This is a genomic window from Pseudodesulfovibrio pelocollis (genome assembly GCF_030282845.1).
Classification (GTDB): Bacteria; Desulfobacterota; Desulfovibrionia; order Desulfovibrionales; family Desulfovibrionaceae; genus Pseudodesulfovibrio; species Pseudodesulfovibrio pelocollis.
The window spans coordinates 1-786 of the sequence record NZ_JASTWE010000113.1 but is presented as its reverse complement, the minus strand read 5'-3'; the positions used below and the strand labels follow the sequence as shown (position 1 = coordinate 786).

Here is a 786-nt window from a genome sequence, read left to right as displayed (position 1 = left end):
CAGAACAGCATATGGGGTTCCCTACCAATTGGCGTTCGTTAGGACTTTGGAGATAAGCCGTCCTGTGCGCCATTTTGTGACTCTGTGGGGGAAATGCGCAAAGAAGGTAGGGCGACCACAACAAAAAAAGCGCGTTCCTGAGAACGCGCCTTTGAGTGGAAGCCGGACACCCGGTGGCAATCGATACCGCTGCTTCCTTTCGGACCTGACGGGGTTTTCAACACCGCCGCCGCCCGGCTTCCCTCTGATCGGGAAAGGACTTCCTACAGGGTCGTGCCGGGTTCGTCAACCATCGCGTGGGGGGAGCGGGGAGGGCAAGCGCAACAAGAATGATGAAATGGGACAATTGCCTTTCCCCCAAGGCCGTAGCCGTTGCAATCGATGGGTTTGATGAAAAGAGTTTCGTCCCTTCGGGCCGACTTACTTTTGGACCGGAGCGCCCAAAAGTAAGCAAAAGTCGCTCTTTGAAGACCTGTGATCGGGTCTCCCGCGCCGCGCTCCAGTAACGTCGGGCCGCTGGCGAAACAGTTGTCGGCGTCGAAGACTCCGCCTCCGCCGGGTTTCGCCTGAGACGCGGCCCGACGAACTGGCGCTGCGACGCTCCCGCCCATTGTCTATCTGTCGTAAGTGAAGTCGAAAATGGCGTGATTAGCGTGGATACGAAGAAGGCCCCCGGAGATCATAGGCCCATTCGGCCCACCGCGACCGCAGCCTTTCCATCTTACGAGCCCCCCAGCCATTAAGCCTCCTAAGGCTTAGAAGCTGACCAATCGAGCGGAGCGGCTT

1 other RNA gene is annotated in these 786 nt (G+C 58.4%); it reads right to left on the bottom strand.

From position 1 onward, the window contains the following. Positions 1-151 precede the first annotated feature (151 nt). Positions 152-245, bottom strand: an RNA gene (gene ffs, locus QQS14_RS16420) — signal recognition particle sRNA small type. Between the last annotated feature and the right edge of the window lie 541 nt (positions 246-786).